We start from the raw sequence: 16,974 nt of genomic DNA on the forward strand, positions 1-16,974 counted from the left end.
CAATTTAGTTATTTTGTTTAGTTTTCGCTAATCGGAAAATAAAGGCTTATAACTGTACCTTTTCCTAATTCACTTACCGCAGTAATATAGCCTTTATGGTTCTGCATGATTTTTTTGCATAATGCAAGCCCAACGCCGGATCCTTTATATTCGGTATTTGAATGCAGTTTTGTAAAAATGTTGAATATCTGCTCCGAAAATTGAGGTTCAAAGCCTATACCGTTATCTTTTACATGTATTACATTGTAATAGTCGCGGTCTATGCCGTTATATGTCATAGGTACAGGGCTTGAAGTAATAGTTATTACAGGGCTTCTGTCTTTAGCCGCATATTTTATTGAATTAGCTATTAAGTTGGCAAATAACTGTTTTAGCAAGAAAGAAACACCTTTTACTTTTGGTAATTCTTCTGCCTGTATGATTGTAGATTTTTCATTTATGGTTTCCGACATTTCATCGCGAAGCTCATCAATTATTTCATTTAAATTTATATCAGTAAATGCGTCATCAGTATGCTTAAGTCGGGTATATTTTAAGATATCTAATAATAATGTCTGCATTCTGTTGGCTGAAATGTTCATTCGCTGTATAGCATCCTGTACGTTTTCAGATATTTCTTTTTCCTTGCTTAATATTCTTGAAGAAATGACCTGGATTTTTCGTAAAGGCTCTTGTAGATCGTGAGTACTTATCCAGTTTATATTTTCCAGTTCAGAATTTGTTTCTTTAAGCAATTCGCTTAGTTTTCGGTATTTTTTTTCTTCCTGGCTAATAATTAGCAGGTTTATCTGGCGCTGTAAGCTGTTAGCATATGCAGATGCTGTGGCAATTTCAGGCTGTAGCCATGGTTTACTGGTACAGCTTACTATTTCCCTCCATAATTTAAAAGAGTTTCGGGGTGATAATCCGTTCTTATCTTTTATAATAGCTTTATTAGGATCTCCTCCCCAGTTTACTTCTGTTTTTGTTTCCGGCCTAAACCATATAATGCAGTTGTTACTGTCAATATCTAAGCTATGATATATTAGCCCTGATGTGTTTTGGCACATTGCAGTATAGTCAGGCAGATAATCGATAAGTTTATCGGTATAAAAATTACCATTATTTGTATAGGCAGCAAGCCAGTTGGCTAATTCCTGAATTTCATTTTCATTAGGTGTAATGCCGTTTTTATATACACTGCCGTTAAAAACTATTGCTACGCCGGATGCATTACATAACCCCAGAATACCATCAGCTTCAACCAGATTGCTAAGTTTTCCATTTCCTTTAGCTGTAAGGCTGAAAGTATTTAATTTTTCAAGTTCAGTATTTGTTTTACGGGCTACTTCATATTCTTCAGTAGCCTGTCGTACATCTATTTGAGAAGTTATAAAATGCCCCTGCAGCTGTGCTGCAAGTCTCACTTCCGGGGTAAGGTTTTTAGGAGAATAATGATGGCAGGCTATAAGTCCCCAAAGTTTCTTTTTATAAATCAGAGAAATTGTAAGTGTAGCGCCAACTCCCATATTTTGCAAATACTGAACATGAATAGGCGAGGTGCTTCGCAGGATTGACAGGCTCAAATCCAGGTTTTTATTCTCTGCATCGTCTAATGTAAAAATTGGTACAGGAGTATAGTTTATATCTGCAATAAGCCTTAACAGGTTTTGCATATATAATTCCCTTGCCTGGGGAGGAATATCTGTGTGCGGATAATGCAGCCCTAAAAAGGGTTCCAGATCTTCACGAGCGCTTTCGGCAAATACTTCTCCGTTATAATCTTTGTCAAAGCGATATATCATTACCCTGTCATATCCTGTAATTTCTCTTGTGCCTTTCGCAACTAATGCACATAATTCCTTAAGGGTATGGGTATCATGCATATATAACAGAAACTGAGAAGTCTGGTTATATACATCACTGGCATTATTATCATTATCACCTACAGGTTCGGCTTCAAGTATATAAACCCCATTACTGTTATGTACAGTACATAAAAAATCTTTTCCCTTTAGTGTAAGCCTTAAAAGGGAAGAGGAAAGCATCTGATCAGTTGTTATATAGTCCTTTAATAAAGCAACTGTATTTTTATCAAAAATGGCTTCCAGGCTTTTGCCTAAAAGAGACAGATGATCTACACCGATATAATCTATAGAGTTTGCACTGCAAAAGTCTATTATAAAAGAATCTCCTTTTAAACCTAGTAAAAACCCATGAGGCTGAATACTTCCCGGTATATGAATAGGTTCCTGCTCACAATTTGTAAGGTTAACAATACCGCGATTAACAATGTCTTTTATCTTCATAAAATTATTTAGAAGTGTTTTTTGTAAAATGTAAATTTATTGCATTAAAAGCAAAATCAGCCCCTGCTATTATATCTTCCGCACAATTGTTTTCTGCTTCAAAAAGTGTTAATGCCGCTAAAAAGTTTTTCCAGTGGCTTCCCGTTTTATTTCCATATCCTCCAAAATAAGATGCTCCGTTTTCTGGTGTGTAGCCTAAAGCGTCAGTTATGTTTTTAAGAATTACCCTGCCACCTAACGAAGAGCCTTCAATTACATACATAATGCCCAAAGCAAAAGCAACAGAATGATTGTTTAGCGCAGAACTTAGAGGTTTTATTTCTTCTTTCTTATGATAGCCTAAAACGGTTAAATCATTGATCAAAAGGTGGTTTTTACTTCTTTCCTGTAAATCTGTAACTACATTTTTCAGCAAAGGGAAGATGTTTTCTTCTGCATCTTTTACCACATCCTGCATCAGGCTGAGATATAGGGTATATTGTTCTTTGGTTACCTCAGAATTAATAATAGATTCTGAGACAGGCAGTTTTTCTAACGATATATGTGATTGGGCTGTAGCGCTTCTTAAATTTTCGAGGAAAGTAACAGTGGGTGCAGTATTGTTCATTATTTATTGCTCAAAGTGTATACAAAATTATTATCGGCAGGTTTAAAATTTTGCCAGTTAATTGTTATGGCGTGTTCAATGGATTTTTTAAGATGATCAAACAGTTCCAGTTTTGGTAAATAAAAGTTAGCTCCTAATTCTCTGCTTCTTGCTATTGTTTTTTCGTCACGCGATGTAGAGAACATAATAATAGGGAGTGTTTTATGATTTTCACTGTCCCGTATGATTTTTAATATTTCCAGACCATTCATTCCGGGCATATTAATATCCAGAAAAACAATATGCGGGTGCTGTGGCGCATTATCCAGAGCATCCAAAAGCTCCTGTCCGTTATTTTGTATTACTACTTTATAATCTTTATTTATTGTTTGTATAATCTCCAGAAAGAACCCCTGATCATCCGGATCGTCATCAGTATAAAATATGGTAAATGCGCTTTTCATATTCGCTTTTATAATTAAGATAGGGGTACTATAACAAATATAATTATTTTACAGGCGTGAATAGCGATTTTTGCAATTTTTTAAGATGCCAAAATAATGCTTTATATTGTGTTAAAAGGGAAATTTAAAATCTTTTATTTCAAATCATAACGGAAAGTGTAAAATACTATAATTGTACCTTATGAAGTGAAGCTTAGTTTTGTAAATATATCTAAACTAATTGCTGTAACTATTTACAGCTATTACTAAAAAATAAAAAGGTACCGAGCTGGGGGGCAGGTACCTTTTATTTTATAGTTTTTAAAGGCTTAATATAAAGCTGTCCTTATTTAATCCGTCTGTTATATATTGCCAGTTAATATGTACTACATCGCTTAATATCTTTTTAAGCATATTAAAATCATTTGGCTTTTTTATATAAACATTTGCTCCTGATACAAAAGTATCTTCAATATCCTGTTCTGATGAGGAAGTAGAATAAATAGCCACAGATATTTTTTCAAGCCTTTTGTCGGCCCTTATTTCTTTAAGGCATTCTATACCTGATTTTCTTGGCATATTAAGGTCAAGGAAAATAATATCCGGCAGGGCATTTTCTGTATTATAAAGGTGTTCCATTAATTGCTCACCATCATTAAAAGCAGATATGCTATAATTAATCTTCACTTCTTCAAAAGCCTCTTTAAAGAACAAACGATCGTCTTCATCGTCATCAGCCAGCATTATGTGCAGTTTTGTTGGTCGCATTTACTTGTTTCTTATACTTTATGGTTATGCATAACGTTTCTGTTTCATTATTTTCTGAAACGCTGTAGGAGTTACTCCGGTAATGTTTTTAAATTGTTGTGATAAGTAGGCAACGCTGCTGTAATTCATCATAAATGATATTTCCGTAAGGGAGAGATTTTCCGTTAGCAGCAATTGTTTAACCCGTTCAATTTTATGCAAAATAATAAAATTTTCTATAGATATAAAAGTAACTTCCGAAAATACCTGAGATAGTGTTCTGTAACTTTCTCCCAGTTTTTCTGAAAGAAATGTTGATATTTTTAATGATTGTACACCTTTATCTGCATAGAGCATTTCTATAATTACATTCTTTATTTTTTGTACCAGTATGCTTTTTTGGTTATCTACAATCTCAATACCAAATTCTTTTAACGAATTCAGAAGATTGTTATAGGTTTCCATAGGTATATTTTCTTTAAATTTAACATACCCCGGTTCTGTTACTTTACAATCTATATTAAACTTATCCAGCTGTTGCTGCAGCAGGACTTTACACATCATGTCTATGTTATATTTTATGTAAAGCTCCATTTATTCCCCCTTGCTTAAAGTGAGTAAAAATAAAATAATTTTTTAACATTCTGTCACTAGTGTATAAAATTATAAATCCTGTGTCTTTAATTGTAATATTAGGTTTACAAGTAGTTTAAGGCTTTTTTAGTAGTTGTAAAAATTATCTAATTGTTTATTAAAGGATTAAACAAAATATATATAATATTTTTACTTTTAATTAGAAAAAATATTTTTTTATGCTTTCTTTTCAAATACCGCCCGATGGAGGTATGCTGTATACAGAAACCAATATGCAGCATTTGTTTCCTGAGCCTTTAAATGCTATAACTTCCGTTTTTTTCATTGCAATTGCCCTGTATTGGAGTTTTAAGCTCAGAGGAAAATACAAACATCATGCTTTCTTATCTGTGGCGGTTTGTATGCTTTATATAGGAGGGATAGGGGGGACAATTTATCATGGATTGCGACAATGGTCCTTTTTTATAATAATGGACTGGCTGCCAATAATGCTTTTGTGTGTTGCTGCGGGTGTTTATTTTTTAACGAGGATTATAAAATGGTATTATGCTCTTGCCTTGGCAGCCGCATATATCTGTTTTTTGGGATTTATAAGAAACAGCTCCTTTGCATATGAAAACACGCAGTTATTTATAAATATTAATTATGCAGTATTGGCAGGCATGGTATTAGTGCCGGTGTTTTTGTTTTTATGGATTTCAAAATTTAGGTATGCAATATGGGTTTCTATCGCGTTAATAGCTTTCATAACAGCTCTTACCTTTAGAATAGGTGATAACTGGAATTTATTATCTGTAGGAACTCATTTTTTATGGCATATTTTTGGTGCTGTGGCTGCATTTTGCATGTTTCAATATATTTATTTTGTTAACGAAAATAATGTACCTCTGAAAAAATCCTGAACAAATCAAAAATCCATGTTCTGTAAACAGGGATTTTGTTAGTTTATAATACGTAATCTTCAAATAATTTTTGTGCTCTGTACTCTAGGTCATCACATAATCCGGGATGGGGTCTTGATGTTTGTATAACTGAACTTCTTACAGCAGTTAACCACCTAAAGCGTTCCGGCACTTCAAGCCTTGCTATAGGCCCGCCATCTTTAGCACCCCTGCCAATTTTTTCAAATGATTCCAGGTTAAGGCGTATCTGGTCTATATCGGCTTCCGGCGCAAGCATTGTAAGTTTAGGTTCATTTACTGTAAATAGTACTTTTATAAACCGTTGCCTTTTGCAAAAAAGCACAATGCCTGCATTTACAAATTCTTCGCGTTCTACCCTTGGCACTACGCGAATTACGGCATATTCATATAAGTGCTTTTCTTGCATCGCTGGCTTGTTTTACAAATAGTTCAGAATTTTTTAACCGTGTAGTTAAAAAACTAAAATATACTTCTTTTATTTCTTCAGGAGATTTATCAAGTTCTTCCCAGTACAGCCATTCATCAGGTATTAAATTTACTATTGCACGAATTTTGTCTTCTGTCAAAAGGGCTTTGTATTCTGTATCTGTTTCTTCTATTAAAGATGCCTGAGGCAGTAAAACATGATCTTTTATTAAAACAAAAGGACTTTTTGCATGCCCAATAGGATCATCAAATGAATGGTGAAAATATAGGCTGGCTCCATGATCTATAAGCCATAGGTCTTTATGCCATATAAGCATGTTAGTATTTCTAAATGTACGGTCAACATTAGTAATGTATGCATCCAGCCATACAATCTGCGAAGCCATTTTTGCATCTACAGCGGTAACAACAGGATCAAAATTTATGGCACCCGACAGATAATGCAGCGCAAGATTAAGCCCTTGAGAGCCTTGTAATAAATCCTGGATTTCTTCATCAGCTTCAGTGCGTCCAAAAGCTTCATCAAGATTTGCAAAAACAAGTTCAGGAACGGGTAGGCCAAGAATTCTGGCTATTTCTCCTCCCAGCAGCTCAGCTATAAGAGCTTTACTGCCATGACCGGCTCCTTTAAACTTTAATACATATTTAAATTCATCATCAGCTTCTGCCAAAGCGGGCAGAGAGCCGCCCTCACGAAGAGGGGTAAGGTACCGCGTAACATTTACTGTGCGCAGATGAGGTATATTCTCCATATATTTCAGGCCTTTCAGGCTTTTTTTGAAATGTAAATATACCTATTTTAAAAAACATATTAATTTTAAATATTGTTCTTGGGTGTGTTTTTAATTTGTTGGTTTATAGAGCTTTGATTTTCTATAAGTGGTTCTTCTTATATAATTTAACCTTTTCTTAAGATTCACTTAAGACTGTTCCTGCCCTTCAATTTTCAATTTATACTGCCGTTATTTTGTCATTACAAAGTAACAATTATGAATGTGTCGGGATCTTTTAAATTACAATTACAGCTTTCAAAAAGACTGAGCCTGCTGCTTAACTTTATAAAGTTATTTCTACTATTATCGCTATTGCTTAGAGTGGTTTTTTACTTTTGGCAGTATGATGAAGTATCATGGAATATTTTATATATAGCCAGAACACTTTTAACAGGACTGTTTTTCGATTTAGGTACATGCAGTTTTATTTTACTACCATCTTTACTGTACATTTTTGTGGTTCCTAATCGTTTTATTGGTTCGTGGGCAGATAAGGGGTTAACCTATTTTTTCTTCTCTCTTACAATATTCATTCTTATGTTTACATTTCTTGCCGAAATCACTTTTTGGGAAGAGTTCAGAACGAGATTTAATTTTATTGCGGTAGATTATCTTATTTACACACATGAAGTAATAAGTAATATACAGGAGTCTTATCCCTTACCATTACTTATTGGTATAGTGCTATTAGCTACCGCTGGCGTAGTATTTATTTTTATTAAAAAATCAGTCTTCAAAAATACCTTTTCAGATGGCATATCACTCAGGCAAAGGGCTATAGTGCTTCAATTGGGGCTTATGGTTATGTTCTTTTTCGTTGGTTTGGTTAGGAATACCGATGCCGAGTGGTCTGCTAATCGTTATAATAATGAAATATCTAAAGCAGGAATTTATTCATTCTTTGCAGAGTTCAGGAATAACAGAATGGATTATGCTGATTTTTATACTACAGTAAATAACAAAAAAGCTTTTGCACTGGCACGGAATAATGTAAAAGAAACTAATAGCCACTTTGATGATAATAGTCTTTCGGTAAAAAGGGAAATTGAAGAAGATGGTACTGAAATTAAACCAAACGTTGTTTTTGTTTTGATGGAAAGTATGAGTGCTGCTTTTATGCACGAATTTGGAAACGACAAAAACATCACTCCTTACCTGGATAGCCTTGCGCAAAACAGTATTTTGTTCTCTAATTTGTATGCTACAGGTACACGTACAGTACGCGGTATGGAAGCTGTTACGTTATGTATTCCCCCTACGCCGGGGCAAAGTATTGTAAAACGCCCTGATAATCATGACTTGTTTACGGTATCTACAATATTTAAAAAACAGGGATATGATAATAGCTTTTTTTATGGAGGCGATGGGTATTTTGACAATATGAACAGTTATTTTGGAGGTAATGGGTTTACAATATATGACAGGGGCAGGGGAAGCGTGCTTAACGATAACATTAAAACTACCAGGAATATAATAACCGATAAAGAGGTAACCTTTGAAAATGCATGGGGCGTTTGTGATGAAGATATTTTTAATAAAATGCTTTCAGTGGCAGACGGCAAATACAAAGAAGGCAAACCATTCTTTAATTTTATAATGACTACGTCTAACCACAGGCCTTATACATATCCGGACAACAAGATAGATCTGCCATCCGGTAAGAGCAGGAATGGTGCTGTAAAATATGCAGATTTTGCATTAGGCAAAATGCTTGAAACTGCGCGTACTAAACCTTGGTTTAAAAATACTGTATTTGTGATAATAGCAGATCATTGCGCAAGCAGCGCCGGAAAAGATGAAATAGATGTTGCAAATTATCATATACCTGCTTTTATTTATAATCTGCAGGGAGGAGTAAACCAGAAAATAACAAAACAATGCTCTCAGATAGATATCTTCCCTACATTATTTGCTTTGATGAAGTGGGATTACCAATCTAATTTTTACGGCAAAGATGTATTGTTGTCCGATTTTAAAGAAAGGGCATTAATGGGTACTTACAGAAAGCTTACTTTAATGAAAAAAGATCAGGTGATGATATTATCTGACCAGAAAAAGCAAAACTTTTATAATTATTCAGTAAATGATAACAGCCTCCAGCCAAAAAGAATTGAGAAAGGATTTCTGGATGAAGCTATTTCATGGTATCAGACCGCAGATTATTTATTTAGCCACAAACTTTTAAAAGAAGATAAAAACCTTTAATTAGTAAATAGTAAATCCCCCAAAGAACTATGATATAAAACTACGCTATGTGTACCATGAAGGTATGCTGTAACTCAATTACTATATATTATGGCAGCGAAGTTTTTATTATGGACAATGTTATGTACAACATTACTTAATGCACAGGTTTCAAAAGATAGTACAACTGTAAATACTGTTAAAAATCCCGGAAGATATTACAGATTTAGCTATAAACAGCTTGCAGTACCTGTAGTGCTGGTGAGTTATGGTGTCATTGGGCTTGAAAGCCATCCTATTATAGGATTAAACAGGCAGTTACGTGATGAAGTTAAAGAAGATATTGATGAAAAAATCACTATAGATGACTTTTCCCAATATGCTCCCATGGCCTCAGTATATGCACTTAATGCTATGGGTATAGAAGGTAAAAATAATTTTAAAGACCGTACTATTGTTATGGCTACTTCTTATCTTATAATGAGCGGTACTGTTTTAGGTCTCAAATCGCTTACAAAGGTAGAACGGCCAGACGGAAGCTCTAAAAACTCTTTTCCTTCCGGCCATACAGCTACTGCTTTTGCAGGTGCCGAATTTTTGTGGCAGGAATATAAAGATAAATCAGTTTGGTATGGTATAGCAGGATATGCTGTTGCTACAGGTACGGGTTTATTCAGAATATATAATAACAGGCACTGGTTAACCGATGTGGCAGCAGGTGCAGGAATAGGAATATTGAGTACCAAAATAGCGTATTGGCTGCAGCCTTATCTTACCAATAAGCTGTTTACCGGAGGCAATTCTGTAAAAGAACAAAAATATACTACAGCTATTGCTCCTTTTTATAATGGTAATCAGTTAGGCTGTTCAGTGGTGATTAAATTTTAAAAAATTTCTATGGTCTTTACAATAATCTTACTTTTCGTAGCAGTTATAATAGCCTTTTGGATAAGTGCTATTGCAGGTGGAGGGGCAAGCCTGATTATATTACCTGTATTAAATATACTTCTTCCCTTGTCACATATTCCTTTTACACTTACTATAGGCACTTTTACAAGTTCTGCATCACGTATTGCAGTATTTAAAAAGAATATTTATTGGCCGCTATTTTTTTGGTTTGTACCATTTTCCGTTCCAGCTGTATTTTTAGGAGTATATTTTTTACGTTTTTTAAATCCAGTATATCTTCAATTTTTTATAGCATTTTTTCTTTTACTTAATTTGGTTAAATTTTTAAAAAAGAAGAGAAGTAGGGAAACATTAAAAAAGCAATCTGTATGCAGTATAGCTATTATAGGATTTTGTGCCGGTTTTATTTCAGGAATAACAGGAGCTGTAGGATTATTATTTAATCGTTTTTATTTAAAGCTTGGATTACGTAAAGAACAAATCGTTGCTACACGTGCTGCAAACGAAATTTTTATTCATTTAATAAAATTGTTAATGTATCTCTACATAGGGCTTTATTCAGAAAAAGCTTTTGTATTAGGTTTGGTAATTGCAGCAGCATCGGTACTATCAGCTTTAACGCTCAAATATATACTTCCATTTGTTACCGAAAAAACTTTTCATAAAACTGGTTATATGGCTATGATAGTTTCGGGAGCTTTTTTGATGTCGAACGCTACCTCTGAAATTGTTCAGCTAAACAATGTAAAATTTATTTCAGAAACAGATTGCGATAAAACAGAATGGGGAGTAGTATGGAATGATGCCTATTTTGAAATAGAGCATTCTGCAAACAGTATTGAATTCGAACGCTCTATATTGTATAGTGATTTACCATTTTCTTTGCAAAAAGAATATGATAAAATTAAATTTCTATTTAATGAGATCAAACTTGAAAAAGTATACAAATTAGGAAAGGCTGAGCATTATGAATTTTATGCTTACAAAAACAATAAGCTGTGTAAATATAAATTCATCGATTTTTAAAAGGCTTGGCATATTTTTTTTAAGATAGCATCAAATTAAAAAAATCAAATTAACTTTATTAAAAATTAGGCAATGGATATTTTGGTTGTTGAAGACGAGAAAGGTATTTATGATTTTCTTAAGCAGGGGCTTGGAGAAGAAGGATATAGCGTGACAATAGAATCTTCAGGAGATGCTGGTTTGGTTACAGCACTTAAAAAACATTTTGATATTATACTTCTCGACTGGATGCTGCCAAAAATCAGTGGGCTTGAAATATGTAAAACCATTAGAAAATCAAATAAGACTACTCCTGTAATTTTTCTTACGGCAAAAGATACTGTTCAGGAAACAATAGCAGGATTACAGGCAGGCGCAAACGATTATATTAAAAAACCTTTTAGCTTTGAGGAACTTTTGGAACGAATTAAAGTTCAGCTGCGAAATGTAACAGAAGAAAAACCGGAATATACCCTTGGGCCAATTATTTTGCGAACAGACACTCATCAGGTATTCTATAATAAAAATGAAGTAGCACTTACTCAAAAAGAGTTTGCCTTACTAGAGTTTTTATTAAAAAATAAAGGTATTGTGTGTACACGCTCTGAGATTATTAAAAATGTATGGAATATCCATTTTAATTATGATACGGGAGTAATTGACGTTTTTATAAACGGTATTCGTAAAAAACTGGGACTCACTAAAGAAGAAAATTATATAAAAGCCATTCGTGGTGTTGGATACATAGCTAATGAAATCGATTAAAAAATCGCAATCTATAAAAGACAGAATTGCCCTGTATAATCTTATAAGCACTGCTTTGCTGGTGCTTATTGTTTTTTTTGTTATATACAGAATAGTGTCGTTTTCAGTTAACAGGGATATTAATGATGATTTACAGATTGAAATTAATCTTCATACCTCCTATGTTTCAGATCAGGAGAAGTTTACAGGCCTGGTAGATAAAAATGAATGGAATGAAAGTGAACATAAAGAAATTGTAATTAACCCTGTTTTCATTCAGGCTTTTGATATTCATGGTGCAACAAAAGAAAAATCGCCCAACCTTAAAGACGAAAGCCTTAAATTATATAAAAACAGAGGGCCTAAAGATTATAAAAATACTAGCGTTGCTGGTATCCCGATAAGGCAGGTACAGGCTCCTTTGCTTTTTAAAGGTAAGCTTAAAGGATATATTGTAATTGCTATGTCTGTTGAGCAACCCCGCCGGGTACTTGATAATCTTCTTATTGTATTATTTATTGCCTATCCCATTGTACTTATAGTTTTGTTTTTTGTGACCAGGATAATTGCCGGACAAAGTATAAAACCTGCATTAAATATAATTACTGCCACAAGAAATATAACCGATGACAATTTTTATGAACGTATAGCATTACCCAAAAAAAGAGATGAGCTTTATGTTTTATCTTCTGCTATTAACGGGTTGCTTGACAGAATTGAAAATGCAATTGCACGTGAAAAACAGTTTACATCAGATGCTTCACACGAACTCCGAACTCCTTTAGCAGTAATAAAAGGTACACTGGAAGTACTTATACGAAAACCACGTACGGCGGGGGAGTATAATGAAAAGATTAAATATTGCATTGAAGAAGTAAACCGAATTAACACAATGGTAGATCAGCTTTTGCTTATGGCCAGATTTGAAAACCAAAAAATGGCTGTTGCGCTGCAAAAAATAAATCTTGATGAGGTTGTTTTGCATGCACTAGAACGCTATTCCCCTAAAATCGAAGCTAAAAATATAGACGTGGATTTTGATTTTAATGACCATTTTGAGGTGACTACAGATGCAGGTATGGCAACCCTTATTATAGAAAATATCCTGTCTAACGCTATAAAATATTCTAATGACGGAGCCAAAATACAAATAACGCTTCAGGTAAAAGAAAATACCACTATTTGTATTATAAAAGATAACGGAATAGGTATAGCTGCAAACGACCTTGACAAGATATATATGCAATTTTATCGTTCTGAAGCATTAGACCATGCCAATATAAAAGGTACGGGGCTCGGCTTATCAATTGTAAAGAGATTATGTACTATACTTAATATAAACCTTGATGTACAAAGTCTTAAAAACGAAGGTACTACAGTAACACTTGTTTTTAATAATTAAATTATTTCTAATGTTTAATTTATAAAAGATTCTACGGCCTTAAAAGCAGAAGATTTCAGATTTTTATTTAAGGGTTAATTAACATTTTACACTTGCTAATGGCTTAGTTTTGGTTAACTTGTTTTTTATCAATTCTGTCTGCTTATGAAATTCTATAAAATCCCTTTACTAGTTGTATTAGCTATTACTTTTGGTTTTTGTAAAAAGGAAATAAACAAACCTGCTTTTAAACAAGAAGCTAAAGTTAGTATTGTAAAACCTAACCCTGAAATAGTTAAAAGGGAAAAAGTAATTGCTTTCGCTAAAAAGTATATGGGAACAAAATACTGCTATGCAGGTAGTGATCCTGAAAAAGGTTTTGACTGTTCAGGATTTGTGAATTTTGTATTTAAACATTTTGATATAGCCTTGCCAAGAAGTTCATCTGGCTTTACAAATTTAGGCGAACCCTTACAGCCTGAAGACTTCCAAGTAGGGGATATACTGGTATTTTATGGTTATAGAGATCGCGATTCTGTTGGGCATCTTGGTATTATATGTGAAGCTAACGGTATGCAATCTAAATTTATACATGCGTCATCAGGAAAAGAAATGGCTGTTACCATTAGTGAACTGGGATCTGACATGTACACAGCGAGATATTATAAATGTATAGATCCGTTCAAATTATAATTGTTTCTATTTCAGATATATTTAATAAAACAGGCTAACCCAATAGAATTTAATTGGATTAGCCTGTTTTATATTTTAAAAGCTTTATGTTATTGTTATTTTGCAGCATATAATAAGCTGGCTAACCTGTCGTCACGTTTATAGACATCATCAAAAAACGCAACATTTCCATTTTCATCAGCCCATGCAGTAAAATACGCTATATATACAGGAATTTTCTTTTTTAAAGTATAAGTAGTTTCTTTACCTGCATTCATACGGGCATCAACTTTATCCGCTGTCCAGTTACCATCTTCTTTCGTAATTAATACCGCAAGATCTCTTGCTTTTTCGACTCGCACACACCCATGGCTGAAAGCTCTTTCATCTTTATTAAACAGACTTTTTGCAGGAGTATCGTGCAGGTAAATATTATTAGAGTTAGGAAACATGAATTTCACTTTTCCAAGAGAATTTTGTCCTCCCGGTTTTTGTCTAACCCTGTCTCCAACCCATTCCATATTATGTTTTGAAAGATAATTAGGGTCTTTTGCAATACCGGGTTTAATTTCTTTATTAAGTATACTTGTTGGTACATTCCAATATGGGGCAAAATTTAAATAACTCATTTCACCGCTAAATACCACCGTTTTATTAAGTTCTTTACCTACAACAACCTTAGAGGTAAAATAAGGTTTGCCTTTTTTAAAGTATACCAGCCTGAAAGAAGGTATATTTACCGCAATAACCTCTGGAGCCTTGTCCATTTTAGGAGATATCCAGCGGCAGCGTTCCATATTAACTGTAATGGTTTTTATTAGTGATGAAACAGGTACATTAAGTTCTTTAACCATCGCTGGGCCTATTTTACCATCAAAAACACGATTATGTTTTTCCTCATAGGCTTTAAGTCCATCAGCAAGATCACTGTCATAAACAGACTTTCCCGAATCATTTTTCAGATACCCCTCAAGGGCCAGCCTTTTGCGTATTTGTATAACAGCAGCCGCAGAATCACCTTCTTTTAATGATTTTATACCTTCATCGAGGGCAATTGTTCCCCATCCTCCTTTTTTCTCTATTTCACGGTATTTTTTAAGTCCTTTTTTTAAGTTATAATACTGGCTGAAAAGTTCCGATTCATCTCGTTTTATGAGCCTTGGATCCTGCATAAGTGTATCCAGATAGGCAACATAATCTACTTTTTCGCGTGGCAGATACCATCCTGTTTGCTTGCTTTTGCTTGGGTCAAGTCCTTCAAGTACATTTTTAGTATAATAGAAGTATAAACTGCTTATCAATAGTTCAGATTCCATATCAGGTTTGTTGCCCTGATTGTCAAATACCTCATTTATTTTATCTTTATAGGGTATTTTTAGCTCTAAACCTTCATCATCAATCTGGTTTACTTTATTATGTAATACATCGGCAAATTCTATTAAGCCCCTTTTATCATGCCATATATAATGGTTGTGCTTTGAATAAAGTTTTTTTATCTCTCCTTCAAATTCTTTAAAATCCGGATATTTTGCAAAAAAAGGTTCAAATTGTGTATTGTCAATCGGTATTGTATCTTCATGATCGTGTACTTCTGTATTTGCAGTTACCTCAACTTCGCCGTCTTTATTCTTTTTACAGGATACAGTTGCAAATGCAATTATCACTGTAAAAATCATTATTAAATTTATTCTTCTCATTTGTTTATGTTTTTAATAAAAGTAAGAAAAAAACTGTTAGAGCGGTACGGGTTTAAGCTAGTATTAATACAGTTTAACTAAGAATTATGAACGCTATAATTTTATCTTAATACGGTTATAAGCAAAAATTTGATTTACTAATTTTGCTGTAAAATTTAATCGCATATGGAAAGTTTTAAAGCACTCATTAACAGTAAGGATCTTGTATTAGTAGATTTTTTTGCTACCTGGTGCGGACCATGCCAGATGCTTGCGCCGATTCTTAAAGAAGTAAAAGATACTTTAGGAGACAGCATAAAAATTATAAAAGTAGATGTAGATAAAAATCAGGCTTTAATGTCGAGTCCTGAGTTTCAGGTTAAGGGAGTACCTACATTAATGCTTTTTAAACAAGGAAAAATGCTTTGGAGGCAATCGGGTGTTGTACCTAAAGAAGAAATTATAAGAACAATTAAAAGTTTTCAATAATCAGTATTCAGTAGCATACCCATTATATAATTTGTAAAACTACTACTGAACACTGATTACAGTATACTTTATACCGGTTCCTGCTGGCTCAGACAGTGAAAACTGCCTAATCCCCATATAAGATCGGTAGAATCAATACCAATAACCTCGCGGTCTTTAAAGCAGGATTGAATAATGTCCAATGCTTTTGTATCATTACCTGCATCCTGAAATGTAGGCACAATAACGCTTTTGTTTGCGATATAAAAATTAGCATACGATGCAGGAAGCCTTTGATCTTCATAAATTACAGCCTTTGGCATTGGCAGTTCTATTATATTAAGCTGTTTACCATTTTCAAGACGCATTTTATTAAGACCTTTTAGGTTTTCCTGAAGAAGCTCATAATTTTCATCGTTTTTATGCTCCTCAACAACTGTTACTACAGTGTCTTCGTTTACAAAGCGTGTAATATCATCAATATGTCCGTCTGTATCATCGCCTACAATACCATCTCCTAACCAAAGAATGTGCTCAACTCCATAGTATTCAGAAAGATATTCTTCAATCTGTTTCTGGCTAAGGTGCGGATTGCGGTTCTTGTTTAACAAACATGCAGTAGTAGTCATAAGTGTGCCCTTACCGTTAAACTCTACGCTGCCGCCTTCCATCACAATACCCGGATGAAAAACTTTAAGCCCCAAAGCTTCACCGATACGGGTTGGTAAAACATCATCAAGATCATACGGAGGATATTTATCTCCCCATGCATTGTAACCCCAGTCAACAATAGCTTTTTCACCAGTTTGTTTATTAACAACAAAAGCGGGTCCGTGGTCTCGGCACCAAGCATCATTGGTAGGGTGCAGGTAAAAGCTTATTTCGTTAAGTTTAGAACCCGGAACGGTAGGAGCAAATTTTTCAATTTCTTTAAGAGCAAATTGCTGCATTGCAGTATCAGCAACATTAATACATACTTTTTGGTGGCGCGATACCTGTAAAATAAATTCACAGTAGGGTTTGTAAATAGTATGTAGCTTGCCCGGCCATGAAGCCTCTTTATGAGGCCATGAAAGCCACAAAGCACGTTGTTGTGCAAATTCTGCAGGAAATGAAAATCCTAATTGTTTGGGAGTTGGTGTATTAAAAGTCATT

General features: G+C 34.1%; 17 protein-coding genes. 8 read left to right on the forward strand and 9 right to left on the reverse strand.

Translation table 11 applies throughout. From position 1 onward, the window contains the following. Positions 1-17: 17 nt before the first annotated feature. The 5 genes from NHE85_RS13660 to NHE85_RS13680 form a co-directional block, all read right to left on the reverse strand. Positions 18-2,288 carry an ATP-binding protein gene (locus tag NHE85_RS13660; protein WP_252812699.1) on the reverse strand — a complete coding sequence of 757 codons (2,271 nt, stop codon included), beginning with the start codon at positions 2,286-2,288 and terminating at the stop codon, positions 18-20. Between the two features lie 4 nt (positions 2,289-2,292). After that, complete coding sequence (locus NHE85_RS13665; protein ID WP_252812700.1) at positions 2,293-2,895, reverse strand: biliverdin-producing heme oxygenase; 603 nt, start codon at positions 2,893-2,895, stop codon at positions 2,293-2,295. Next, complete coding sequence (locus tag NHE85_RS13670; RefSeq protein WP_252812701.1) at positions 2,895-3,338, reverse strand: response regulator; 444 nt, start codon at positions 3,336-3,338, stop codon at positions 2,895-2,897. The genes NHE85_RS13665 and NHE85_RS13670 overlap by 1 nt, the downstream gene beginning before the upstream one ends. Positions 3,339-3,638: 300 nt before the next feature. Next, the gene (locus tag NHE85_RS13675; RefSeq protein WP_252812702.1) at positions 3,639-4,085 is read right to left on the reverse strand and encodes a response regulator; all 447 of its coding nucleotides are present in this window, start codon (positions 4,083-4,085) and stop codon (positions 3,639-3,641) included. A 24-nt stretch (positions 4,086-4,109) separates the two neighbouring features. After that, positions 4,110-4,628 carry an AraC family transcriptional regulator gene (locus NHE85_RS13680; RefSeq protein WP_252812703.1) on the reverse strand — a complete coding sequence of 173 codons (519 nt, stop codon included), beginning with the start codon at positions 4,626-4,628 and terminating at the stop codon, positions 4,110-4,112. Between the two features lie 248 nt (positions 4,629-4,876). Here NHE85_RS13680 and NHE85_RS13685 point away from each other — a divergent pair, with 248 nt between their 5' ends. Next, positions 4,877-5,560: a hypothetical protein gene (locus NHE85_RS13685; RefSeq protein WP_252812704.1), complete on the forward strand. Its 684-nt coding sequence runs from the start codon at positions 4,877-4,879 to the stop codon at positions 5,558-5,560. 43 nt (positions 5,561-5,603) lie between these two features. Here the strand turns inward: NHE85_RS13685 and NHE85_RS13690 are convergent, their stop codons facing one another. Together NHE85_RS13690 and NHE85_RS13695 are read right to left on the reverse strand one after the other, a co-directional pair. Further along, a complete protein-coding gene (locus tag NHE85_RS13690) occupies positions 5,604-5,987 on the reverse strand; it encodes a DUF3037 domain-containing protein (protein ID WP_252812705.1) in 384 nt (127 codons plus the stop codon). Next, entirely contained in the window at positions 5,965-6,759 is a 795-nt protein-coding gene (locus tag NHE85_RS13695; RefSeq protein ID WP_252812706.1) for a HipA family kinase, read from the reverse strand. The genes NHE85_RS13690 and NHE85_RS13695 overlap by 23 nt, the downstream gene beginning before the upstream one ends. Before the next feature lie 237 nt (positions 6,760-6,996). Here NHE85_RS13695 and NHE85_RS13700 point away from each other — a divergent pair, with 237 nt between their 5' ends. The 6 genes from NHE85_RS13700 to NHE85_RS13725 all read left to right on the forward strand — a co-directional run bounded on the left by NHE85_RS13700 (position 6,997) and on the right by NHE85_RS13725 (position 13,696). After that, positions 6,997-8,985 (forward strand): LTA synthase family protein, encoded by a 1,989-nt coding sequence (locus tag NHE85_RS13700; RefSeq protein WP_252812707.1) that lies wholly within the window; start codon positions 6,997-6,999, stop codon positions 8,983-8,985. Between the two features lie 90 nt (positions 8,986-9,075). Beyond that, a complete protein-coding gene (locus NHE85_RS13705; protein WP_252812708.1) occupies positions 9,076-9,852 on the forward strand; it encodes a phosphatase PAP2 family protein in 777 nt (258 codons plus the stop codon). Between the two features lie 9 nt (positions 9,853-9,861). Beyond that, on the forward strand, positions 9,862-10,899 hold the full coding sequence (locus NHE85_RS13710) for a sulfite exporter TauE/SafE family protein (protein WP_252812709.1): 1,038 nt from the start codon (positions 9,862-9,864) through the stop codon (positions 10,897-10,899). 72 nt (positions 10,900-10,971) lie between these two features. Beyond that, a complete protein-coding gene (locus tag NHE85_RS13715) occupies positions 10,972-11,643 on the forward strand; it encodes a response regulator transcription factor (RefSeq protein WP_252812710.1) in 672 nt (223 codons plus the stop codon). Further along, positions 11,630-13,024, forward strand: a complete 1,395-nt coding sequence (locus NHE85_RS13720; RefSeq protein ID WP_252812711.1) for a HAMP domain-containing sensor histidine kinase — start codon at positions 11,630-11,632, stop codon at positions 13,022-13,024. The genes NHE85_RS13715 and NHE85_RS13720 overlap by 14 nt, the downstream gene beginning before the upstream one ends. A 144-nt stretch (positions 13,025-13,168) precedes the next feature. Beyond that, entirely contained in the window at positions 13,169-13,696 is a 528-nt protein-coding gene (locus tag NHE85_RS13725; protein ID WP_252812712.1) for a C40 family peptidase, read from the forward strand. Between the two features lie 95 nt (positions 13,697-13,791). Here the strand turns inward: NHE85_RS13725 and NHE85_RS13730 are convergent, their stop codons facing one another. Beyond that, positions 13,792-15,372 (reverse strand): murein L,D-transpeptidase, encoded by a 1,581-nt coding sequence (locus NHE85_RS13730; protein ID WP_252812713.1) that lies wholly within the window; start codon positions 15,370-15,372, stop codon positions 13,792-13,794. A gap of 165 nt (positions 15,373-15,537) precedes the next feature. Here NHE85_RS13730 and trxA point away from each other — a divergent pair, with 165 nt between their 5' ends. Then, positions 15,538-15,840, forward strand: a complete 303-nt coding sequence (trxA, locus tag NHE85_RS13735; RefSeq protein WP_252812714.1) for a thioredoxin — start codon at positions 15,538-15,540, stop codon at positions 15,838-15,840. Between the two features lie 68 nt (positions 15,841-15,908). On the opposite strand, the gene NHE85_RS13740 is transcribed toward trxA, so the two are convergent. Continuing rightward, entirely contained in the window at positions 15,909-16,973 is a 1,065-nt protein-coding gene (locus NHE85_RS13740; RefSeq protein ID WP_252812715.1) for an agmatine/peptidylarginine deiminase, read from the reverse strand. Between the last annotated feature and the right edge of the window lies 1 nt (position 16,974).

The organism is Flavobacterium sp. NRK1 (assembly GCF_024054175.1).
GTDB lineage: Bacteria > Bacteroidota > Bacteroidia > Flavobacteriales > Flavobacteriaceae > Flavobacterium.